Annotated in this window: 18 protein-coding genes (1 of these 18 running past the window's edge); 8 read left to right on the top strand and 10 right to left on the bottom strand. The window is 68.0% G+C overall.

The window, feature by feature from the left end; genetic code table 11:
- Positions 1-2 precede the first annotated feature (2 nt).
- Genes ftsX through prfB form a run of 5 tightly spaced genes read right to left on the bottom strand, consistent with a single transcriptional unit; the run spans position 3 to position 4,161 of the window.
- Complete coding sequence (gene ftsX / locus ACWDUN_RS00385) at positions 3-896, bottom strand: permease-like cell division protein FtsX (RefSeq protein ID WP_449923035.1); 894 nt, start codon at positions 894-896, stop codon at positions 3-5.
- Positions 896-1,585: a cell division ATP-binding protein FtsE gene (ftsE, locus tag ACWDUN_RS00380; RefSeq protein WP_019514436.1), complete on the bottom strand. Its 690-nt coding sequence runs from the start codon at positions 1,583-1,585 to the stop codon at positions 896-898. Before ftsE ends, ftsX begins: the two co-directional genes overlap by 1 nt.
- Positions 1,586-1,620: 35 nt before the next feature.
- Positions 1,621-2,142 (bottom strand): hypothetical protein, encoded by a 522-nt coding sequence (locus ACWDUN_RS00375; RefSeq protein WP_449923033.1) that lies wholly within the window; start codon positions 2,140-2,142, stop codon positions 1,621-1,623.
- Complete coding sequence (locus ACWDUN_RS00370; protein WP_449923031.1) at positions 2,139-3,065, bottom strand: mechanosensitive ion channel family protein; 927 nt, start codon at positions 3,063-3,065, stop codon at positions 2,139-2,141. The genes ACWDUN_RS00375 and ACWDUN_RS00370 overlap by 4 nt, the downstream gene beginning before the upstream one ends.
- Positions 3,055-4,161 carry a peptide chain release factor 2 gene (prfB, locus tag ACWDUN_RS00365; RefSeq protein ID WP_449923028.1) on the bottom strand — a complete coding sequence of 369 codons (1,107 nt, stop codon included), beginning with the start codon at positions 4,159-4,161 and terminating at the stop codon, positions 3,055-3,057. Before prfB ends, ACWDUN_RS00370 begins: the two co-directional genes overlap by 11 nt.
- 142 nt (positions 4,162-4,303) lie before the next feature.
- Between prfB and ACWDUN_RS00360 the strand changes: the two genes are divergently transcribed.
- Positions 4,304-5,644: an FAD-dependent oxidoreductase gene (locus ACWDUN_RS00360; protein WP_449923025.1), complete on the top strand. Its 1,341-nt coding sequence runs from the start codon at positions 4,304-4,306 to the stop codon at positions 5,642-5,644.
- A 111-nt stretch (positions 5,645-5,755) separates the two neighbouring features.
- Positions 5,756-6,703, top strand: a complete 948-nt coding sequence (locus ACWDUN_RS00355) for a hypothetical protein (protein WP_449923023.1) — start codon at positions 5,756-5,758, stop codon at positions 6,701-6,703.
- Positions 6,704-6,717: 14 nt separating this feature from the next.
- On the opposite strand, the gene ACWDUN_RS00350 is transcribed toward ACWDUN_RS00355, so the two are convergent.
- Positions 6,718-7,125, bottom strand: a complete 408-nt coding sequence (locus ACWDUN_RS00350) for a PPOX class F420-dependent oxidoreductase (protein WP_449923022.1) — start codon at positions 7,123-7,125, stop codon at positions 6,718-6,720.
- 15 nt (positions 7,126-7,140) lie between these two features.
- Positions 7,141-7,548 carry a hypothetical protein gene (locus ACWDUN_RS00345; RefSeq protein ID WP_449923020.1) on the bottom strand — a complete coding sequence of 136 codons (408 nt, stop codon included), beginning with the start codon at positions 7,546-7,548 and terminating at the stop codon, positions 7,141-7,143.
- Positions 7,549-7,571: 23 nt separating this feature from the next.
- On the opposite strand from ACWDUN_RS00345, the gene hisN reads away from it, so the two are divergent.
- From hisN to ACWDUN_RS00330, 3 genes are all read left to right on the top strand, one after another.
- Positions 7,572-8,354: a histidinol-phosphatase gene (hisN, locus tag ACWDUN_RS00340; protein ID WP_449923017.1), complete on the top strand. Its 783-nt coding sequence runs from the start codon at positions 7,572-7,574 to the stop codon at positions 8,352-8,354.
- Between the two features lie 78 nt (positions 8,355-8,432).
- The gene (locus ACWDUN_RS00335) at positions 8,433-9,821 is read left to right on the top strand and encodes an acyl-CoA dehydrogenase family protein (protein WP_449926124.1); all 1,389 of its coding nucleotides are present in this window, start codon (positions 8,433-8,435) and stop codon (positions 9,819-9,821) included.
- A 15-nt stretch (positions 9,822-9,836) separates the two neighbouring features.
- Positions 9,837-11,048 carry an acyl-CoA dehydrogenase family protein gene (locus ACWDUN_RS00330; RefSeq protein ID WP_449923014.1) on the top strand — a complete coding sequence of 404 codons (1,212 nt, stop codon included), beginning with the start codon at positions 9,837-9,839 and terminating at the stop codon, positions 11,046-11,048.
- Positions 11,049-11,257: 209 nt separating this feature from the next.
- Here ACWDUN_RS00330 and ACWDUN_RS00325 read toward each other — a convergent pair whose 3' ends face one another.
- The gene (locus ACWDUN_RS00325; RefSeq protein ID WP_449923011.1) at positions 11,258-12,229 is read right to left on the bottom strand and encodes an esterase family protein; all 972 of its coding nucleotides are present in this window, start codon (positions 12,227-12,229) and stop codon (positions 11,258-11,260) included.
- Between the two features lie 239 nt (positions 12,230-12,468).
- Here ACWDUN_RS00325 and ACWDUN_RS00320 point away from each other — a divergent pair, with 239 nt between their 5' ends.
- From ACWDUN_RS00320 to ACWDUN_RS00310, 3 genes are all read left to right on the top strand, one after another.
- A complete protein-coding gene (locus ACWDUN_RS00320; RefSeq protein ID WP_449923008.1) occupies positions 12,469-13,035 on the top strand; it encodes a TetR/AcrR family transcriptional regulator in 567 nt (188 codons plus the stop codon).
- A 39-nt stretch (positions 13,036-13,074) separates the two neighbouring features.
- Positions 13,075-14,238 carry an acyl-CoA dehydrogenase family protein gene (locus ACWDUN_RS00315; protein ID WP_449923006.1) on the top strand — a complete coding sequence of 388 codons (1,164 nt, stop codon included), beginning with the start codon at positions 13,075-13,077 and terminating at the stop codon, positions 14,236-14,238.
- A gap of 89 nt (positions 14,239-14,327) precedes the next feature.
- Complete coding sequence (locus ACWDUN_RS00310; protein ID WP_449923003.1) at positions 14,328-14,534, top strand: hypothetical protein; 207 nt, start codon at positions 14,328-14,330, stop codon at positions 14,532-14,534.
- A 130-nt stretch (positions 14,535-14,664) separates the two neighbouring features.
- Here ACWDUN_RS00310 and ACWDUN_RS00305 read toward each other — a convergent pair whose 3' ends face one another.
- Positions 14,665-17,631, bottom strand: coding sequence for an MMPL/RND family transporter (locus tag ACWDUN_RS00305; RefSeq protein ID WP_449923000.1), 2,967 nt, complete (start codon positions 17,629-17,631; stop codon positions 14,665-14,667).
- Positions 17,628-23,171 carry the 3' end of a non-ribosomal peptide synthase/polyketide synthase gene (locus ACWDUN_RS00300; protein WP_449926122.1) on the bottom strand. The gene runs 25,398 nt beyond the window's last position, so 5,544 of the gene's 30,942 nt are visible here — the last part of the coding sequence; its start codon lies off the right edge, out of view; the stop codon is at positions 17,628-17,630. The genes ACWDUN_RS00305 and ACWDUN_RS00300 overlap by 4 nt, the downstream gene beginning before the upstream one ends.

The following is a 23,171-nucleotide window of genomic DNA, read 5'->3' as shown; positions in this document are numbered from 1 at the left end:
CATCATCTTCGTACGTAGAGGCGCAGCGTCACGTACGCAGTCAGCCCGGCCATCGCCACACCCACGAACAGCAGGATCGGCGAAATATAAAGTATGTCGGCGAAGTCCAGCGGCGCAATCAAATTAGCCTGGGTGAACTGGGACAGCGCCTTCTCCAGGAACAGCGACCGCACCGTCAGCAGGCCCAGCAGCGCCAGCACCACACCGATGAACGCCGCCAGCATCGCCTCCACCAGGAACGGCAGCTGGGTGTACCAGCGGGTCGCCCCGACCAGGCGCATGATGCCGATCTCGGTGCGCCGCGTGTAGGCGGCCACCTGAACCATGTTGGCGATCAACAGGACCGCACCGATGGCCTGCACCAGCGCCACCGCGAACGCCGCGCTGGACATGCCGTCGAGCAGGGCGAACAACCGGTCGATCAGGTCCTTCTGGTTGAGCACGTTGAGCACACCGGGCTGGCCCTGCATGGCGGTGTCGAACTCCATGTGCTGCTCGGGGTTCTCCAGCTTGACGATGAACGATGCCGGGAAGGCGTCCTTGCTGGCCACATCCTTGAACGCCGGGATCTTCTTGATGGCGTCCTCGTAGGCGTCGGCCTGATTCAGGTAGCGCACCGAGCGGACGTCGTCGCGCGCGTCGATCTGCGCGCGCAGCGCCTTGCACGGATCCTGATCGCAGCTCGGGTCGTTGGCCGAGACGTCGTTGGTCAGAAAGACCTGGCTCTCCACCCGATCCAGGTAGATGTCACGGGACTGGTCGGCCACCCGCATCACCAGCAGACCGCCGCCGAACAGGCCGATGGAGATGGCCGTCGTCAGGATCATGGCCACCGTCATGGTGACGTTGCGGCGAAGTCCGGTCCAGACCTCGTTGATCAAAAAGCCGAAGCGCACTAGCGATCCATTCCGTAGACACCGCGCTGTTCGTCGCGGATGAGCCGGCCCAGTTCCAGTTCGATGACGCGTTGACGCATCGAGTCCACGATGTGGTGGTCGTGCGTCGCCATCAGAACGGTGGTGCCGGTGCGGTTGATCCGCTCCAACAGATCCATGATGTCCTTGCTGGTTTCCGGGTCCAGGTTGCCGGTCGGCTCGTCGGCGATCAGCAGCAGGGGGCGGTTGACGAACGCCCGGGCGATCGCGACGCGCTGCTGCTCGCCACCGGAGAGTTCGTGCGGCAGCCGGGCGGCCTTACCGGACAGGCCGACCATCTCCAGCACATCGGGCACCACCCGGTTGATGACGTCACCGCGCTTGCCGATCACTTCGAGGGCGAAGGCGACGTTCTCGAAGACCGTCTTCTGCTGCAGCAGCCGGAAGTCCTGGAAGACGCAGCCGATGACCTGGCGCAGCTGCGGGATGTGCCGGTCGGCGAGCTTGTTGACGTGGAATTTCGAGACGCGGATATCGCCCTTGGAGGGGTGCTCGGCGCCGAGCAGCAGGCGCATGAACGTCGACTTGCCCGAGCCGGACGGCCCGATCAGGAAGACGAACTCACCCTTGTCGATTTTGAGCGAGACGTCATCCAGCGCCGGTCGAGCAGAGGATTTGTACTGCTTGCTCACTTTGTCGAGGGTGATCATCACGGCACGCCAGTGTAGCCGGATGTCGACGCGTGTCAGTTCGCGCTGGGTGCGGGCGGTGGTGGCGTCGCACCGGCAGCCGGCGCCGGAGGAGGCAGCACAGGCAGCGTGATCGGCGGCAGCAGCCCACCTGGACCGTCGGGGTCGAACACCGTCGTGGTGGGCGGGGCACCCGGTGACGTCGTCGGCGTGTCCTCGAGTCCCGGCGGGCCCGTCGGCGTGGTCGTCGGAGTCGATGTCGTCGGCGATGTCGTCGTGGTGGTCGGCTCCGGCACCTCGGTGGTCGTCGGCGTCGTGGTGGTCGGATACGTCGTGCGGGGACGTTCCTGCACCTGGGTGCGCGGCACCCAGGTGTAGTCCGGATCGGGCACGAAACCCGGCGGCACGGTCTGGTTGACCGGCGGCGGCGCCGGCGGCGGTGCGTACGTCTCGTACAGCCACGCGGTGAAGAAGAAGGCGACGATCAGGGCGATCGTCGAGGTGCGCACCCGGCCGCCCAGGACGTAGGCGGGCCAGCGCTTCTCATCGTCGTCGCTGGAACGCGAGATTATTCTCACTGGCCGCGGACCTCCGAGTTCGCGGCCAAGGACGTCGACTCCGGCTTGGTGGCGATGCCGGCCCGCGCCAACGCCGCGATGACCAACAGCCGTAACCGCCGGCCCACCTCGAATTGCTTACCGGGCAGCGTGCGTGCCACCATCCGCAGATTCACGGTGTCCAGTTCGATGCTCTCCACACCCATCAGCTGCGGCTGGTCCAACAGCAGGTCGCTCATCTCGGGGTCCTTCATCGCGTTCTCGCACACCGCGTGCAGCAACTCGTTGATGGCGTTGAGGTCCGCCGAGCTCGGCACCGGGATGTCCACCACGGCGCGCGCCCAGTCCTTGGACAGGTTGAGTGATTTCATGATCTGACCGTTGGGGACGGTGAAGACCTCACCGTCGCTGGTGCGCAGCTTGGTGATGCGCAGCGTGACGTCCTCGACGGTGCCGGTGGCGTCGTTGGACGCGCCGAGGGTGAGCGTCACCAGGTCACCGAAGCCGTACTGCTTCTCGGTGATGATGAAGAAGCCCGACAGCAGGTCCTGCACGATTCGCTGGGCCCCGAAACCCAGCGCCGCACCGAGCACCGCGGCCGGCGCCACCAGCGAGCCCAGCGGAATCGCCATGATGTCGGTGATCTGCAGCCCGACGATGACACAGATCAGGGCGATGGTCACCCAGGAGATCACCGAGGCGACGGCCTGGCGGTGCTTGGCCGTCTCGGTGCGCACCAGCGCGTCGCTCTCCCGGAAGTCGGCGTCGATGCGCCGGGTGATGCGCTGCGCGGCCCAGTTCACGAACCGGGCGAGCAGGATGGCGAAGATGACCAGCATGACGATGCGCAGGCCGCGGGTGATGATCCACTCGCCGATATCACCGCGCCAGAAGTCATGCCAGCGGTCGGCCACTGACAATGCGAGAACGCTGTTACTCGTCATCTTTCCTATTGCGCCATCGGATGCCGGCCTCCAGGAAACCGTCGATATCGCCGTCGAGCACCGCGGCCGGCGAGCCGACCTCATATTCGGTGCGTAGGTCTTTCACCATCTGGTAGGGGTGCAGAACGTAGGACCGCATCTGGTTACCCCAGGAACTGCCGCCGTCACTCTTGAGCGCATCCATCTCGGCGCGCTCTTCCTGACGCTTGCGTTCCAGCAGCTTGGCCTGCAGCACGCGCATGGCCGATACCTTGTTCTGCAGCTGGCTCTTCTCGTTCTGGCAGGTGACGACGATGCCGGTCGGGATGTGCGTCAGCCGCACCGCCGAGTCGGTGGTGTTGACCGACTGCCCGCCCGGGCCGCTGGAGCGGTAGACGTCGACGCGGATATCACCCTCGGGGATCTCGATGTGGTCGGTGGTCTCGGTGACGGGCAGCACTTCGACCTCGGCGAACGACGTCTGCCGGCGACCCTGGTTGTCGAACGGGCTGATGCGCACCAGGCGGTGGGTGCCCTGTTCGACCGACAGCGTGCCGTAGGCGTACGGGGCGTGCACGGCGAAGGTGGCGCTCTTGATGCCGGCCTCTTCGGCGTAGGAGGTGTCGAAGACCTCGACCGGGTACTTGTGCGCCTCGGCCCAGCGGATGTACATCCGCATCAGCATCTCGGCCCAGTCGGCGGCGTCGACGCCACCGGCGCCGGAGCGGATGTTGACCAGCGCCTCGCGCTCGTCGTACTCGCCGGACAGCAGGGTCCGGACCTCCATGGCCTCGATGTCCTCGCGCAGCTTGGCCAGTTCCGCGTCGGCCTCGGCTTTCTCGTCTTCACCGCCCTCTTCGGCGGCCAGTTCGTAGAGCACGGGCAGGTCGTCGACGCGCTGGCGCAGCTCCTCGACGCGGCGCAGTTCGTTCTGCGCGTGCGAGAGCTCGCTGGTCACCTTCTGGGCGTGCGACTGGTCGTTCCACAGGGTCGGGTCGGCGGCCTCGGCTTCGAGCGTTGCGATGCGGGCGCGCAGACCTTCGACATCGAGCACCCGCTCCACGGTCGTGAGCGTGGTGTCGAGGGCGGCGATATCGGCAAGACGGTCTGGATCCACGATTGTTGAGGTTACCGGGCGGCTTCTGTCGACTCGGCCCTCGATCGGCGCGGCGCGACTAGGCTCGGGTGCGGCAACCGCCCCCGGCGACGACGCGACAGCCCCTTGCGCGCCGCCGGTCAGCCTCACGAAAAGGCCATGCATGCGCCCGTACCACGTGGCGATAGTCGGCTCCGGCCCGTCCGGGTTCTTCGCCGCCGCATCGCTGTTGAAGTCAGATGCCGATGTGCTGATCGACATGATCGAGATGCTGCCGACTCCCTGGGGCCTGGTGCGCTCCGGCGTGGCGCCCGATCATCCGAAGATCAAGTCGATCAGCGCGCAGTTCGCCAAGACCGCCGACGATCCGCGGTTCCGCTATTTCGGCAATGTCGCCGTCGGCGAGCACGTGCACGCCGCCGAGCTCTCCGAGCGCTATGACGCGGTGATCTACGCGATCGGCGCGCAGGCCGACCGGGTGCTCAACATCCCCGGTGAGGATCTGCCGGGCAGCGTGTCGGCGGTGGACTTCGTCGGGTGGTACAACGGGCATCCGCATTTCGAGGAGACCGCACCCGATCTGAACGTGCAGCGCGCCGTGGTGATCGGCAACGGCAACGTCGCGTTGGACGTGGCGCGGATCCTGATCAGTGAGCCGCAGATCCTGGCGCAGACCGATATCGCCGACCACGCGCTGGATCAGCTGGGCACACGCGCGGTGCAGGAGGTGATCGTCGTGGGCCGGCGCGGTCCGCTGCAGGCGCCGTTCACGACGATGGAGCTGCGCGAACTCGGGCACATGGAGCAGATGGCCGAGGTGGACATCGTGGTCGAGCGGGCCGATTTCGACGGCATCACCGATGACGACCTGGCGGCCGCCGACAAGACCGTGCGCACCAATATCAAGGTGCTGCGCGAGTACGCCGAACTGGAACCCGAGGGTGCCCAGCGGCGGGTGGTGTTCCGCTTCGCGACGTCGCCGATCGAGATCAAGGGCTCGGACAAGGTCGAGTCGATCGTGTTGGGCCGCAACGAACTTGTCGACGAGGGCGGCCGGGTGGTGGCCAAGGACACCGGCGAGCGCGAGGAACTGCCGGTGCAGTTGGTGGTGCGCGCCGTCGGCTATCGCGGGGTCGCCGTTGACGGGCTGCCGTTCGACGAGCGCTCCGGCACCATCCCGCACACCGACGGGCGGGTGGACGGCAGCCGCAACGAGTACGTGGTCGGCTGGATCAAGCGTGGGCCGTCCGGGGTGATCGGGTCGAACAAGAAGGACTCCGCCGACACCGTCGAGACATTGCTGAACGATCTGGGCGAGCCGGCGTTCGACGAGGGCCACGCCCAGGAGTTGCACGACTGGGTGTTGTCGCGTCAGCCGAAATTGGTCACCGACGCGCACTGGCAGCGCATCGACGCGCACGAGCGCGCGGTCGGCGAGGCGCAGCACCGGCCGCGGGTCAAGGTGGCCAACGTCGAGAAGCTGCTGGGGATCGCGCACGGCTGAGGCTGTCGGCGGGTGCCGCGAGATTGCCGTTATCCACAGCGTCTCTCGCACTTTTGATTGATAAGCGCAATCTGGCCGATCGGTGTCGGTGGCTGGATGCAGCATCCGGACATGAGGAAGTTGATCGTCGGCAGTCAGGCCCGCGCAGCCGGCACCGTCACAGAGAATGACCTGCGCCGCGGCTATGACCGCGTACACCGCGACATCTACAAGCCGCGCGGCCATCGGCTGACGCTGACGGAACGTATCGAGGGCGCCTGGTTGCGCACCCGACGCGAGGGCGTGGTTGCCGGTGTCGCGGCCTCGGCGTTGCTCGGCGCCCGCTGGATCGACGATGACATCCCCATCGAGATGATCTGGAACGTCAGCCGTCCGCCGCCGGGGATCATCGTCCGCCGTGATCGCCTGGCACCCGACGAGATCATGGTCGACAACTGTGTTCGCCTGACGACACCCGCCCGGACCGCTTTCGACCTGGCCCGGTTTCAACCACGCGGAACGGCGCTCGCCAGACTCGACGCACTGCAGTATGCCTACGCCTTTCGTCCGCAAGACGTCCTCGCACTGGCAGATCGCTACCGCGGAGCACGCGGGATCACACAGGTCCGCGAGCTACTGCCCCTCGTCGACGGAGGGGCGGCGTCGCCACAGGAGACCAGGTTGCGGTTGCTGTTCCTCGACGCCGGCTTTCCGAAGCCGACCACCCAAATCGCCGTCTACGACGGTAGGCGCCTGCTGCGCAAGCTCGATATGGGTTGGGAGCAGTGGAAGGTCGCGGTCGAGTACGACGGAGGTCAACATCAGACCGACCGCTTCCAGTACCTGAAGGACCTCCGGGTGCTGCCGTTGGTCGAACGCAGAGGCTGGAACCCACTGCGTGCGGTCAAGGAGGACAGTGACGGCGAGCTTCTGGTGAGCGCCTATCGTGCGCTCATCTCGCGGGGTTGGGACGGGAAGCTACGACCGCCGCACCCTGCCGTCGCACGGCTTGTCGCGAGATTGCCGTTATCGACCTCCGCTCGCGCACTTTCCGCCGACAACCGCAATCTCGTGGGATAAGGAGCGTGCCGGCCCTATTCGCCCGGCGGGGGCGTGATCCTGTCGGCCTCGATGGTGAGGATCAGCCGCGTCTCGTCTGGGTTGCCGCTGAAGTACGGATACGGCATGCCCAGGTACTTCTGCGAGATCTCGTGGATGCTCTCGTGCCCGCCCTCGGCCGTGCTGGCCGCCACCCGGCCCCGGACGGCGTAGAAACGCCGGATGTCATCGGGATCGGCGATGTTGATCGCGATCCGCGGATCGCGGCTGAGGTTCCGGTCCTTCTGCGATCCGCCGACGATGTTGAGCACGATGTGCTCACCGTCGGTGTGTACCCACGTCTCGGTCAGTTGCGGCGAGCCGTCGGGCATCAGCGTCGCCACGAAACAGGGGCTCGGTTTGCGCAGCAGGTCCAGCAGACCGGCGGGAAGGGGTTGCGGCACGGGACGTGCGGCCTCTCAGTTGTTGGGCGGCGGCGGGTAGCTGGGCGGCGGCGGGGGCGGATAGTCCGGTGGCGGCGCGTCCGGCGGCGCGAAACCCCACTTGTCGGGGTTCTTCGGCGAGTAGACGACGTCGATCAACTGGCCGATGGTGGGCCACTGGTCGACGTCGACGACCATCCGCTGATAGACCACGTGCTCGTTGACCGTCGGGCCGTTGATCACGCCGCTGATGGTGACGAACTGCTCGCCGACCTCGTCGGGCCGCGGGCTCACCCCGGTCACCAGCAGCGTGCCGGGTGCCATGTTGGAAGGAGCGCCGCCGGGCCGGCCCGACCCGCCCGCGGCGGCGCGCTTACGGATCCACGGCGCCGCAATCAAGACCAGCGCACCGACCATCAGCAGGATCATCGCGAATTCGACCACACCGCCATGGTAGGCATGCGGGCATGCCCGACGTTTCCGACGATCTCGCCCTCGCCCTGCAACTCGCCGATCAGGCCGACGCCCTGACCATGGATCGGTTCGGCGCACTGGACCTGACGATCGAGACCAAACCGGACCTGACACCGGTCACCGATGCCGACAAGGGCGCCGAGGAGACGCTGCGCGCGGCGTTGGCGACGGCCCGCCCCGAGGACAACGTGTTCGGTGAAGAGTTCGGCGGCGCAACGGTTTCCACCGGCCGGGTGTGGGTCATCGACCCCATCGACGGCACCAAGAACTTCGTCCGCGGGGTGCCGGTGTGGTGCACCCTGATCGCGCTCATCTGCGACGGCGTACCGACCGTCGGCGTCGTCAGCGCGCCGGCGCTGAGCCGACGCTGGTGGGCCGGCCACGGCCTGGGCGCGCACACCTCGTTCGCCGGACGCGAACGGCGCATCCAGGTGTCCGGCGTCGCTGACCTGGACGCGGCGAGCCTGTCGTATTCGGATCTGACCACCGGTTGGGATGACCGCCGCGAACAGTTCGTGGCGCTGACCGACGCGGTGTGGCGGGTGCGCGCCTACGGCGACTTCTGGTCCTACTGCCTGGTGGCCGAGGGCGCGGTCGACATCGCCTGCGAACCCGAGGTCAAGGTCTGGGACATCGCGCCGTTGGACATCCTGATCCGCGAGGCCGGCGGCACCTTCACCAGCGTCGACGGTCAACCCGGCCCGCACGGCGGCAGCGCGCTGGCCACCAACGGCCTGCTGCACGACGCGGTGCGCGCCCGGCTCGCCGTCGTGTGACGTTGGTTACAGCCTCCCGCTATCTTACTCTGGAGTAAGATAGCGTCTGACGCACTGACCCCACCATGCGAGGCTGTGATGACCCAACTCGAATCCCGTTCGAAGCGCGCCGGTCACGAGAGCGCCGTCGGACTGCAGAAACACAAGCGCACCGCCACCGATATCGGTATCGCGTTGTTGACGCCGTTGGTCGGCCAGGAATTCCTGGACCGCTACGGACTGCGTGACCCGCTGAACAAGGGCATCCGCTACGGAGTGAAGACGGCGTTCTCGGCGATCGGCGCCGGCAACCGTCAGTTCAAGCGGATCCAGAACATCGGCGGCTCCCCCACCCGGCTCGCGCCCAAGGAGTCCGACTACTTCGACCTGACCCCCGATGACGACCAGAAGATGATCGTCGAGACGGTCGCCGAGTTCGCCGAGGAGATCCTGCGCCCGGCAGCACACGACGCCGACGCGGCCGCCACCTATCCGGCCGACCTGATCGCCAAGGCCGCCGAGATCGGTGTCACCTCGCTGAACATCCCGGAGAACTTCGACGGGATCGCCGAACACCGCAGCACCATCACCGGCGCGCTGGTGGCCGAGGCGCTGGCCTACGGCGATATGGGTCTGGCCCTGCCGATCCTGGCGCCCGGCGGCGTCGCCTCGGCGCTGACGCACTGGGGCAGCGCCGACCAGCAGGCCACCTACCTGCCCGAGTTCGCCGGTGAGAAGGTGCCGCAGGCCTGCCTGGCCATCGTGGAACCGCACGCGCTGTTCGACCCGACCGCCCTGAAAACCACGGCCGTGCGCACCCCGGGCGGTTACCGGCTCTCCGGCGTGAAATCGCTGGTGCCCGCCGCCGCGGACGCCGAGCTGTTCATCATCGCCGCTCAGCTCAACGGTAAGCCGGCCTTGTTCATCGTCGAATCCTCAAGTGCGGGTTTGACCGTCGAGGCCGACCCGTCGATGGGTGTGCGGGCCGCCGCACTCGGCCGCATCGCCCTCGACGATGTCGCCGTGCCGCTGCACAACCGCCTCGGTGATGGCGACCGAACCGACCAGGACTACGCCCAGGACTACTCCGAGGCCATCGCCTACTCCCGATTGGGTTGGGCCGCATTGGCGGTCGGCACCTCACATGCGGTGCTCGACTACGTCGTCCCCTATATCAAGGAGCGCACCGCGTTCGGCGAACCGATCGCGCACCGGCAGGCGGTGGCGTTCATGACCGCCAACATCGCCATCGAACTCGACGGCCTGCGACTGATCACCTGGCGCGGCGCCTCCCGCGCCGAGCAGGGGCTGTCGTTCGCGCGCGAGGCCGCGCTGGCCAAGCGTATCGCCACCGACAAGGGCATGCAGATCGGCCTGGACGGCGTGCAGCTGCTGGGTGGCCACGGCTACACCAAGGAACACCCGGTCGAACGTTGGTACCGCGATCTGCGGGCACTCGGTGTCGCCGAGGGTGTCGTCGTTCTCTAGGGAGGTTGAAAGATCATGGCAATCAATCTGGAAATGCCCCGCAAGCTGCGGGCCGTCATCGAAAAGGGACACCAGGGCGCAGCCGAGATGCTGCGGCCCATCTCCCGCAAGTACGACCTGTCCGAGCATGCCTACCCCGTCGAACTGGACACCCTGGCAACGCTTTTCGAGGGTATCTCGGCGGCCAAGACCATCTCGTTCGCCGGCGCCGACGGGGTCGGCGGCGGTGACGTCGACGGTAAGACCAACGTCAACGGCGCCAACATGTCCGCACTGGTCAACGCGCTCGAGGTGTCCTGGGGTGATGTCGCGCTGCTGCTGTCGATCCCCTATCAGGGCCTGGGCAACGCCGCCATCTCCAGCGTGGCGACCAAGGAACAGCTTGAACGGCTCGGCAAGGTGTGGGCCTCGATGGCCATCACGGAGCCGGGCTTCGGGTCCGACTCGGCGGCGGTGACCACCACCGCGGTGCTCGACGGTGACGAGTACGTCATCAACGGCGAGAAGATCTACGTCACCGCCGGGTCGCGGGCCAGCCACATCGTGGTGTGGGCGACGGTGGACAAGTCGCTGGGCCGCGCCGCCATCAAGTCGTTCATCGTGCCGCGTGAACACCCCGGTGTGACCGTGGAACGCCTGGAACACAAGCTCGGCATCAAGGCCTCCGACACCGCGGCCATCCGCTTCGAGAATGCCCGCATCCCCAAGGAGAACCTGCTCGGGGACCCGGAAGTCAAGACCGACAAGGGTTTCGGCGGGGTCATGGAGACCTTCGACAACACCCGCCCGATCGTCGCGGCGATGGCCGTCGGCGTCGCCCGCGCCGCGCTGGAGGAACTGCGGGTCATCCTCACCGAGGCCGGTGTGGAGATCTCTTACGATAAGCCGGCCCACGCCCAGAGTGCGGCCGCCGCGGAGTTCCTGCGCATGGAGGCCGAGTGGGAGTCCGGCTACCTGCTGACCGTACGGTCGGCCTGGCAGGCCGACAACAAGATCCCGAACTCCAAAGAGGCCTCGATGGGTAAGGCCAAGGCCGCTCGCGTCGGCAGCGATATCACGCTCAAGGCCGTCGAGATGGCCGGCACGGTGGGCTATTCGGAGCAGTCGCTGCTGGAGAAGTGGGCCCGCGACTCGAAGATTCTGGACATCTTCGAGGGCACCCAGCAGATCCAGCAGCTGGTGGTCGCCCGCCGCCTGCTCGGGCTGTCCTCGGCCGAACTGAAGTAGTCCGAGCTGAGGTAGTCCGAGCCGGCGTAGCCGGCAGACAGCACACAACCGCCCGCCCGGGCGCCCCGACTTCGGTCAGGGCAATACCGGGCGGGCGTTCTGCTGGGTGGGCGCGTCGTCTGCCGTGGCCCCATACCGCCCCATACCGCGGAAAAGAAAATCCCCCCGTGGCAGAGGCCTCGGGGGGATTTCCGTTGTCGCTGTGGGCGTTACGCGCCCAGGACCCGCTGCAGATCCGGCAGCATGGCCTGCAGCTCCCGGCCCCAGTACGCCCAGTTGTGCGTGCCGTTGTCCGGGAAGTTGAACACACCGTTGCTACCGCCCGCGGCCAGGTAGTTGTCGCGGAAGGTGATGTTGGTGCGGATGGTCAGGTCCTCGAGGAAGGTCGCGGGCAGGTCGCCGCCACCGAGCTCGTTGGGCTTGCCGTTACCGCAGTAGACCCAGAGGCGGGTGTTGTTGGCGACCAGGGTCGGGATGTTGACCATCGGGTCGTTGCGCTTCCAACCGCTGTTGGGATCCTCGGTCTTGCCCCACATGTCGTCGGCCTTGAAGCCGCCGGCGTCACCCATGGCGATGTTGATCAGGAACGGCCACCAGCCCTCGGAGGGGTTCAGGAAGCCCGACATCGAACCGGCGTACACGAACTGGCCGGGGTGCCAGGTGGCCAGGTTCAGCGCGGCCGAACCGGCCATCGACAGACCGATCGCGGCGCTGCCGGTGGGCTTGACGGCCTTGTTGGCCTGCAGGTAGGCCGGGAGCTCCTGGGTCAGGAAGGTCTCCCACTTGTAGGTGACGGTCGGGCCCTTGTTGCGGGCCGGGGCGTACCAGTCGGCGTAGAAGCTGGACTGGCCACCGACGGGCATGACGACCGACAGGCCGGAGTCCAGGAACCACTCGAAGGCCTGGGTGTTGATGTCCCAGCCGCTGAAGTCCTCCTGCGCGCGCAGGCCGTCCAGCAGGTACACGGCCGGCGAGTTCTCGCCACCGCTCTGGAACTGGATCTTGATGTCGCGACCCATGCCGGCCGACGGCACCATCAGGTACTCCACCGGGAGACCGGGGCGCGAGAAGGCACCGGCTGTGGCCGTCTCACCGGCAATGGCGATCGCGCCCGGCACGACCAGCGCGGCCGCGGCAGCGGCTCCGATCCGGCGCAACCACCGGCCTACAACGTTCTGCATCAATTTCTTCCCAACTCTAATTGTTCACGGTCCCGCCCGACCCTCGGTGACGCGATGTCCCCGTCACCCAGAGATACCGCAGTGCGTCGTTGCACTGCGGTATCCGCGTCCGCTCGCCCGTAGTCCGAATCGGATCGTGGAGCGGACCGAGAATTCAGTTGTCGCGGGTTGCAGTAAAACATGCAGCCAGCGGGTGTAGAAAGTCAGGGTCACCGGCGTGCCGCCGTAGGCTGCCGCTCATGACGTCCGCCCCCACGCCGTCCGGCAACCGTCTGACCACGGACGACTGGCTCCAGGCCGGCTACGCGATCCTTGCTGAGGACGGTCTCAAATCGCTGAAAATCGACCGTCTGTGTCAGCGCCTGGGCGTCACCAAAGGCAGCTTCTATTGGCACTTCGACGGTATGCCCAGCTACCGCAGCGCACTCATCGAGGGTTGGCGCGACCTGCGCGATGACGATCGACGCCAGATCGACGCCGTCGTCGACCTGCCGCCCCGGGACCGGTTGGCGCAGATGATGGCCTCGCTGGTCAGCCCGCGGCACTGGACGCTGGAGCGCGCCATGCGCGAATGGGCCCGCACCGACGACACCGTCGCCGACAGCGTGCGCGGTGCCGACCGCCGCATCCTGGCCGCGGTCCGCACGGCATTCGAGGATGCCGGTTTCGCCGCCGAGGAGGCCGACCTGCGCGCCAACGCCACGTTCGCGGTGGGCATCGGGTTCCTGCACCTGTCCGGGGAGGCGCCCGACGCCCGGATGACGGCCCAGAGCGAGCGCTTCCTGGATCTGATGCTGGCCGACTGACCCGCTCTCCATACTAAAAAGTATGGTAGTTTTCGGACCATGACGACGATCGCGGGCCGCGGCCTGATCACCGATGAGTTCGTGGCGGCGCTGGCGCAGCGCGCCGAGGAGGCCGAGACACTGCGCCGGCTGCCCGATGCGACGGTCGCCGACGTGACGGCGTCCGGGTTCACCGACCTGTTGGTTCCGGCGGCGTACGGAGGCGTACAGGCCCCATTCCCGGCGCTGCTGGACCCGGTCCGGCGGATGGCCCACGGCTGCACGTCGAGCGCGTGGACGATCGGCTTCCTGGCGCTGCACAACTGGATGCTGGCGCTGTTCGGCGAGCAAGCCCAGCAGGAGGCGTTCAGCGACCGGCCCTTCCTGGCGCCCGCCCCGCTGGCACCCACCGGGCGCGGGCTGCCCGTCGACGGAGGTATCCGGCTGACCGGCCGCTGGTCCTGGGCCACCGGCCTCATGCACGCGAACTGGATCATCGTGGCCGCGCTGTGCGGACCGGACGACGGCCTCTACCCCGCCCTGGCGCTGCTGCCGGCGGCCGATATCACCGTCGAGGACGTCTGGCACACCGACGGTATGCGCGCGACCGGGTCCAACGACGCCATCGTCACCGATGTGTTCGTCCCTGAGCACCGGCTGGTCAAGGTCACCGACATCTACGCCGGAACCGCGCCGGGCGCCGGGTTGCACGACAGTCCCACCTATCGCTGGCCGATGGTCCCGGCGCTGGCCCTGCTGTCGGCCATGCCGGCCCTCGGCAGCGCCGAACGGGTCACCGAGATGTACGCGCAACGCCTGGCCGAACGGGTGCTGGCGTACGAGGGCGTCATGCAGAAGGACAAGCCGATCGCCCAGGCCCACCTGGCGGGCGCGCAGGTGCGGTTGCGGGCGCTGCGCGGTCTGCTCGCCGACACCGTGGCCGAGATCGAGACGATCGTGTTGACCGGCGACAGCGTCGAGCGGCCGGTGCGGGCGCAGGCCCGGCTGGCCGCGGCGCACATCGTCGCGGAGTCCCGGGCGGTCATCGCCGACCTGATGGGTGCCGGCGGGGCCAGCGTCCACTTCCTGTCCAGCCCGCTGCAGCGCTACAAACGCGATGTCGACGTCCTGTCCGGGCATGTGGTGTTCGACTACGACACCACCCGCGAGTTGGCCGGCGCGCTGGCGCTGGGGATGAAGATTCCCCGGACCTCGATGATCTGAGCATCGTCGGCCCGGATCTCGCGCGCGGCTACGATAGAACTCGCAGCAGGCGTCTGCGTCCGATCAGCCGCACGATATGAGATGGCGATATGAGCACCGACAGTTCCGCCGTTGACGGCGTTGCGCTCGCGGATTCACCGGAGGCGCCCCTGCAGCCCCGTCCGCTGGGGCCGACGCCGGCCGGTGAGGACGGGGCGACGACGGCCGGTGGACCGACCATGGTGCTGCTGTTCACCGCGGGCTTCATCACGTACAAGGTGTGGCGGTTCCGACGTCGCCGACGCTCGAAGAGCTGATCGGGCCTACCTGACTTCAGTTTCTCGCGCGGTTGCCCGACCGGACTGACACCACGCAGCAGAATCACCCCCGCAGACCTACCTGACCTCAGCCCAGCACAGCACTACCCGACCGGACTGACACCACGCACTACCCGACGGGCACCGGCTCATCCTCGGCCGGTGACGGCCGGTCCCGTCGCGCCCGCCGACCCGAGGGCCACCAGTTGTACTTGCCCACCAGCACCGCCAGCGCCGGGACCGTCAGGGTGCGCACGAGCAGCGTGTCCAGCAGCAGGCCGATGCCGATGATGAAACCGCCCTGCACCATCGAACTGATGCTGGAGAAACACATCGCCAGCATCGGTGCGGCGAAGATCATGCCCGCCGAGGTGATGACGCTGCCGGTCGCGCGCACCGTCTTGATCACGCCCGAGGAGATGCCGTGTGGCGACTCGTCGCGTATTCGCGAGATCAACAACATGTTGTAGTCCGCACCGACGGCCACCAACACGATGAACGCCAATCCCGGTGTGCTCGCCGCGATCTGCTGATCGGCCATCACCTGCAGCACCAGCACCCCGATGCCGAGCGCCGACAGGCACGAGATGATCACCGAGACAACCAGATACAGCGGCGCCACGATCGCGCGCAGCAGCAGCACCAGGATCACGAACACCACGGCCACGGTCATCACCACGATGAACAGCAGGTCCCGGTCGTAGTAGTCACGCAGTTCGCTGTAGTACGGCGTCATCCCCGACATGGAGATCGACGCGTCGGCGAGCACCGTGTTGGCCTGCGCCCCGCGCGCGGTGTTCAGGATGGTCTTGACCTGATCCATGGCGTTGGTGTCATACGGGTCCAGCGCGGACTCGATCAGATAGCGCGCCGAGTGCCCGTCCGGTGACATGAACACCTGCACGACATCCTGGAACTGCTCGTTGTCCAGGATTTCCGGTGAGACGAAGAACCCGGCGGTGCCGGGATCATCGGCGTTGCGCTTCATCGACATCAGGAACGCCGACGCATCGAGCAGACCCTTGCCCAGTTCGTCGGTCTGCTCGTCGAGCATCTTGACTCCCTCGGCGAGCTGGCGGCTGCCCTCGGCCAATGCCGTTGCGCCCTGGTCGATCTGGGCGATCTGCGACTGCAGTCCGCCGGCACCACTGGAACCGAGCGTGGAGAGCACCTTGGAGGCCGCGTCCAGCGAGGGCTGCACCTTGTCGAGCACCTCGACCACCCGCTGCCAGCGATCCCGGTCGGCCGCGCACGCCGGATCCATATCGCAGTTCGGGTTGTTCTGCAGGCTGCGCACCACGAACCGGGTGAACTCCAACGACTCCTTGAAACTCTGCGCGTCGGACACCACCGGACCGCCGGGCATCTGGGGCAGCAGCTCGGAGTTGGTCAGCGAATTGCGGACATCCGACATCGTCTTCTTCAGCCCGTCGAACACCGACGTCGCCTCCGTCAGCTGGGAGCGCACCGAGGCCAGGCTCTCGGCGAGCTGATCGGCTCCCCCGGTCAATTGCGCACGCGCATCGGTGCTCTCGGTGATCTTGTCCGACGCGTCGGCCAGCCGGCTGCCGATCTCGCCGGCCTGGAAACTCAGCGTGGCCTGTTCCAGCGGCTCACCGGTGGGCCGGGTGACACCGCGCACCGTCTCGATATCGGGCAGCTGGCTGACCCGCTGCGCCATCTGCTCCATATCTGCCAGCGCCTCGGTGGTGCGCAGATCGTGCGGTGACTGGATGAAGATGTACTGCGGTGCGGTGATGCTGGCCGGGAAATGCTCCTCGATGGCGGCCATGCCGACATTGCTCTCCGCCGACGGCGGCAACGCGGTGCGCGCGTCGTAGCTGGTGTCCATCGCCAGCACGCACAGCGCCAACGGCACCAGGATCAGCAGGCTGCCGACCAGATGCGCGGTCGGGCGCCGCACGATCCGCACCGCCGAACGCCGCCAGAACTGCCGGGTCAGTTCGCGGCGCGGTTTGGCCCAGCCGCGCCGCCCGCAGAGCACCAGGAACGCCGGCAGCAGGGTCACCGAGGACAGGAACGCCACCACGATCGATATCGCCAGCGCGGGCCCGGCGGTGGAGAACACCTTCAGGGTAGTGAAACCCATGCCGAGGAAGGTGACCGCCACGGTGGCCGCCGACGCGGCGATCACCTTGCCGATGGCGGTGATGGCCTGGGCGACGGCCTCATCGGGTCCCAGCCCGGCGCGCAGATACTCGTGATAGCGACTGATCAGGAAGACGGCGTAGTCGACGCCGGCGCCGATCATCATCGCCGACATGAACACCAGCGTCTGCTGCGAGATGGCCAGCCCCATCTCGGCCAGCGCCGCCACGAACTGCGCCGCGGCGACCTGGGAGATGGAGATGGTCAGCAGCGGCAGCAGCATCGTGACGATGCTGCGATAGACCACCAGCAGGATGATCAGCACCAAACCGACGGTGACGGTTTCGATCAACCGGAGGTCTTTCAGACCGATCGCTTCGCGTTCGGCGACGGTCGCGGTCAGGCCGGTCATGTGCAGCGTCAGGTCCGACCCGGCCACCGTCTGCTCGACGTCGTCGACCACGCGTTGATACGCATCGGTGGATTCCGGTGAGCCCAGCTCGCCCACGATGCCGACGGGGATGAACCAGGCCTTGTCGTCCTTGCTCTGGAACACCTCGCGCAGCGGCGGCTGGCTGACGAAGTCCTGCACCATCACGACGTCGCGCGGGTTGTCGTGCAGCCGGTCGACGAGTCTTCGGTAGACCTCCTCGTCGGCCTCGCTGAGACCGTTCTCGTTGACCAGCACCACCAGGGCGATGTTCTGGATGCCCGGTTCGCCGAAGTCCTCGGTCATCTGCTTGGTGGCGACCATGACCGCGGCGTCGCTGGGCAGCATCTCCTGGTCGCGGTCGCTGGCCAGTTGGATCAGCGGCGGGATGGTCGTGGCGAGAACCGACACCAGCACCAGCCACGTGGCGATCACCAGCCAGGGGCGCCGCACGACGACGCGGCCCAGTAACCCGAAGAACCCGTTGACCGTCCAACGGCGGCCATCGGTGCGGGGCTCGGCGGGTTCGGATGGGGTGTGGGAGAACCTCAGCTTCACGGCGCCTCACCGAGCAGCCCACGCAGCCGCGGGCCGTAGCGGTCCAGGGCATCGGCGGACAACATGTCCTGGTGCGTGCACTCCACCGCATGCACGGTAATCGTCCCGTCGACATGCGGCGCCCACCTGCGGTGCAGATAGCCCGCACGGTCGGTGTCGTCGTCGAGTTCGGCGGAGAACAGCACGAGCTCACCGGTGAAGACCCCGGCCTCGTGCACCCGGTAGTGCTCGATATTGGTCTCGACGTTGTGCAACATCGTCTCGACCAGGTCGGTGAGGTCCATCTCGGTGCGTCCGGCCAGCAGGTCGTCCACCTGACGGCGGTCGATCCTCGTGTCGGCGTGCTCGCTCAGCGTCGGTTCGGCGTCGAGCAGGATCAGCCGGTCGACGACGGCGCCGCGGCGCTGCAACTCCACGGCCACCGCGTGGGCCAGTACCCCGCCGAAGGACCAGCCCAGCAGCCGGTACGGGCCATCGGGATGACCGACCTGGATGCGGTCGGCGTGCCGGGCGGCCAGCTCGGCTAACGAGGCCGAGGACGTGTCGGGCACCTGCTGCACACCGATGACCGGACCGTCGAGCACCCCGCCGAGCACCTGGTACTGCCAGCTGACACCGCTGACGGCGTGCGGGGTGAACACCGGAGTGCCGGTCCCACTGTGCAGGGTCTGCAGCGCCGCGATCTGCTGCCCGCCGCCGGTGCCGCCGTCCAGCTGGGCACCGAGTGCGGCCACCGTCGGCGAGGCGAAGATCGCCGAGACCGACAGGTCGGCGTCCAGCGCGGCGTTGACGGCCGCGACCAGACGCATCGCGGCGATGCTGTCACCGCCGAGGTCGAAGAACGACTCATCGGCAGACACCGTCGCCGGGTCCAGGCCCAGGATCCGGCCGAACACCTCGGCCAGCGCCTGCTCGGTGGCGGTGACCGGAGCGCGGTAGGCCCCGGTGAACTCCGGTGCCGGCAGCGCCCGGGTGTCCAGCTTGCCGTTGACGGTGACCGGCAGCGTGGCCAGCACCACGACGGCCGCGGGCACCATGTAGCCGGGCAGCTGCTCCTTGAGCGCCGTGCGCACCGTTGCCGGATCGGCGGTGCCGGTGACGTAACCGATCAGCCGCTGGTGGCCCGGTTGGTCCTCGCGGACCATGACGGCCGCCTGCTCGACACCGTCGCAGGCAGCCAAAGCCGTACGCACATCACCGAGTTCGATGCGGAACCCGCGGATCTTGACCTGCTCGTCGGCGCGGCCCAGATACTCCAGCTGCCCGTCGGCGCTCCAGCGCGCCAGGTCGCCGGTGCGGTACATGCGCTGTCCTGGTTCACCGAACGGGCACGGCACGAAATGCGTGCCGGTCAGGGCGGGCCGGCGGCCGTAGCCGACGGCGACACCAGTGCCGGCCACGTACAACTCGCCGACCATTCCGGTGGGCACCGGCCGCAGGAACTCGTCGAGCACGAAGGTCGCCGCGCCCGGCACGGGTGCGCCGATGGGCATCGCGCCGCCGGGGGTCAGCGAGGTACTCGACGATGCGTACACCGTGGATTCGGTGGGGCCGTAGATGTTGATCAGCGTGCGGCCGCCGGCGCTCCACCGATCGACGAGCTCGCGTTGGCACGGCTCACCGCCGACCAGCAGCGTCATGTCCTCCAGGCCGTCGGACGCCAGCATGGCGGCCGCCGACGGGGTCTGGCCGAGCGCGGTGACCCGTTCGGCGATCAGCAGATCGTGGAAGTCATCCGGTGCGGCGGTGATCGTTTCGGGCACCACCACCAGACGTCCGCCGTGCAGCAGCGCCGCCCAGATCTCGCCGACCGACCAGTCGAAGGCGTACGAGTGGCATTGCGCCCACACCTGCTGCGGGGATCCCGCCAGGACCGGCGACGAGAACTGTCCGGTGACGTTGCGGTGGTTCACCACAACACCCTTCGGGACACCGGTGGTGCCCGAGGTGTAGATGACGTAGGCCAGGTCGTCCGCGGACGGCGGCGACGGCGCCGTGTCGGGTTGGGTGTCGATGCGCGGATCGGCGCTGTCGATGACCGGCAGTGTGCCGAACCGGTCGGCGAGCGCACCGGTGGTGACCGCGGCGACGGGTGCGGTGTCGGCGAGCATGAAATCGCGGCGTTCGGCGGGCATGGCCGGATCGATCGGCAGGTAGGCCGCACCGGTCTTGAGCACCGCCAGGATCGCCACGATCGCCTCGGTGCGCCGGCCGAACATCAGTGCGACGAACTCCCCCGGCCCGGCGCCGTGCCCGATGAGCAGGTGCGCCAACCGGTTTGCGGCCGCGTCCAACTCGCGGTAGGTCATCGGTTCGCGGTCCGGGCAGGTCAGTGCCGTCGCATCCGGGGTGCGGGCCACCTGCGCGGTGAACAGTTCCGGGATCGACGCCGCAGCCGGCGCCGCGGTCAGCACCGACCGGTGGGCGAACCGGTCCAGCCGTCGGTGTTCGGCGTCGTCGAGCAGGTCGACGGTGGCCAGCGCGCGGCCCGGGTCGGCGCTCATCGCGGCCAGCAGCCGCTCGAATCGTGCGATGAGCGTGTCGATCTCGGCGCCGCCGAAGACCTCGGTGTCGTATTCGACGCGCAGGCCGAGTTCGGCACCCGGGGACACCTGCACCGACAACGGATAGTGGTTCTGTTCGTGCGCGTCGAAGTCGGTGATCGCCAGCGCGTCGCCGAAGCCGGCGGCCGCCGCACCCAGCGGGTAGTTCTCGTAGGCGAACATCGTGTCGAACAGCCGGTCCTGACCGGTGATGCGGTGGATTTCGGCCAGCGCCAGATGCTGGTGTTCCAGGGTGGTGTTGTGCGCGTCGCGCATCTGGTCGAGCAGATCGGCCGCCGTGCTGTCGGTGCGCACGGTCGCCCGCACCGGCACGGTGTTGATCATCAGACCCACCATGGCATCGGCGCCGGCCATATCGGTCGGCCGGCCCGACACCGGGGTGCCGAACACGACATCGCGTTGTCCGGTCAACCGCATCAGCAGTTGTGCGTACGCGCTCTGCAGCACGATGTTGACCGTCGTCTGCCGGGTGCGCGCCAATTCTCCGATGGCCGTCGTGGTTTCGGCGGACAGCCGCAACGAGCGCACCTCGCGGCGGCCCTGCGGGTTCTGACGCCCGATCAGTGTCGGCGTGTCGAACCCGGCCAGTACCTGCGCCCAGGCGGTCCGCGCGGCGTCGGTGTCGCGGTCGGCCAGCCAGGTCACGAACGACCGGAACGACACCGCGCCGGGCAGGTGCCGGCCGTGGTAGGCGGCGAAGATCTCGTGCAGCAGGATCGGCAGCGACCAGCCGTCCATCACGATGTGGTGGTTGGTCAGGATGAGCCGGTGCCGGTCGGTGCCGGTGCGCACCAGCGCCACCCGCAGCGGTGGCTGATCGGACAGCGCGCAGACCGCGGCGCGTTCGGCCTCCCGCAGCCGCTCGATCTCGGCGTCGGAGCCCGATTCGACCAACTGCCAGACGATTTCGGGGTCGGCGGTGATGACCTGGACCGGTTCGTCGAAGCGTTCCTCGAACCGGGCGACCAGATGCGGGTGCCGGGCGATCACGGTCTGCACGGCGTCGCGCAACCGCTCGGTGTCCAGCGCCCCGGCCAGGGTGAGGTCGAGTTGCACCGCATACAGGTCGGCGCCCTCGGCGGTGGTGGCGTGGAACAGCAGGCCCTGCTGTAGCGGGGTCAGCGGCAGGATGTCGGCGACCGGGTACCGCTGCTGCAGGTCGTCGATCTGGTGCTGCGCCAACCGGGCCGGCGCGATATCGGACGGGGTGAGCCCGCCGCCACCGGCTCGCACGTGGGCGCCGATACCGCGCAGCGCCTCGAACCACAACCGGCTCAGCCGGGCGACCTGATCGTCGTCGAGCACCGAGGGCGCCCAGGTCCAGTTGGCGTGCAGTTGTGGACCGTCGGCGGTGTCGACGGTCGCGGCGTTGAGTTCGACGGTGTGCATGAGCGGCATCGGCACCGCGGTGCTGACGGCGGTGGCCGCCGAGCCGTCGGTGGCCGGCCGCCACAGTTCACCGGTGAGTTCGGGCCCGCCGCCGAGGCGGCCCAGGTAGTTGAATCCGATGGGCGGTTCGGCACCGTCGAGGTCGACGTCGGTGTGCAGGTAGCGCAGCAGACCGTAGCCGAGCCCGTCCGGATGGGCACGAAGCTGTTCCTTGGCGTCCTTGAGCACCGCGCCCAATGCGGCGTCACCGGCACGCACCTGCGCCCAGGTCAGGCCGGGAACGTCAAGGGCCACCGGGTACTTCGTGGTGAACCAGCCGACGGTGCGGGACAGGTCGAGATCGGCGGCCAGTTCCTCGTGGCGGCCGTGACCCTCGACGTCGATCGCGATGCGGGTGTGGCCGACGAATTCCGCTGCGGCCAGCGCGAAGCCGAGCAGCAGGATGTCGTGGATACCGGCATGGAACGCGGCCGGCGCATCGCGCAGCAGGGTCTGCACGATATCGGTGTCGTCCAACGACACCGACAATCGTCCGGCGGTGGCATAGGTGTCGGCACCGGGTGCGGGCAGGGCGGCGGGGGTGTCGGCGATGCGGCGCCAGGTATCGCTGTGGGCGGACACCTCGGCCGACCGGGCGTGCCCGGCCAGCACCTGCGACCACCGGGCGAACGATGTCCCCGTCACCGGCAGCGTGACGTTCTGCCCGCCATGGTGTTGACCCCAGGCGATGTTGATGTCCTCGATCAGGATTCGCCAGGACACACCGTCGATAGCCAGGTGGTGCACGATGAGCACCAGTTGACCGGAGTGGCGCGCCCACAGCGCGCGCAGCACCGCTCCGGTGGCGGGGTCGAGTTCGGCGCGGGCGGCCAGCACCGCTTCCTCGGACACCTCGTCGACGACGTGCAGACAGGATGCGGCATCGACGGTGCCGGGTTCGGGGACCTGCACGGCGGCTCCGTCGGCGCGCAGGCGCAGCATGCCGTGCCGATCGAGCAGGGCTTGCAACAGGATTCGCACATCGGCCTCGGTGGCCGCGGACGGCGCCTGCAGCACCACGGTCTGGTTGAACTCGTCGGTCGGGCCGTCGACGCCGTCGAGCCAGCGCATGATCGGGGTGGCCACCACCGGTCCCACGCCCTCGTCGATTTCACCGGCGCCGTCGGCGGTGCCGACCACCCGGGCCAGCCGCGCCACCGTCTGCTCGACGAATATGTCGCGGGGCCGGCAGGTCAGCCCGACCGCCCGGGCTCGCGCCACGGCCTGCATCGACATGATGCTGTCGCCGCCCAGTTCGAAGAACGAGTCGTCGACACCCACCCGCTCCAGGCCGAGCACCTCGGCGTAGATGGCGGCGAGTGTCTCCTCGACGGCGCTGCCCGGCGCCCGGTACCGGTCGGGCTGGTCGTAGCTGGGCGCCGGCAGCGCGCGGCGGTCCAGCTTGCCGTTGGGGGTCAGCGGCAGCGCGTCGATCGTCACGATCGCCGCGGGCACCATGTAGCCGGGCAACTGGGCGCCCAGGGCCTCGCGGGCGGCGGCGGTGTCGGCATCGCCGACGACGTAGCCGACCAGCCGCTTGTCGCCGGG

Source organism: Mycobacterium sp. NPDC003323, assembly GCF_053589535.1.
Note: the sequence above shows the minus strand (reverse complement) of the source record. Positions and strands in the feature narration are given on the sequence as shown.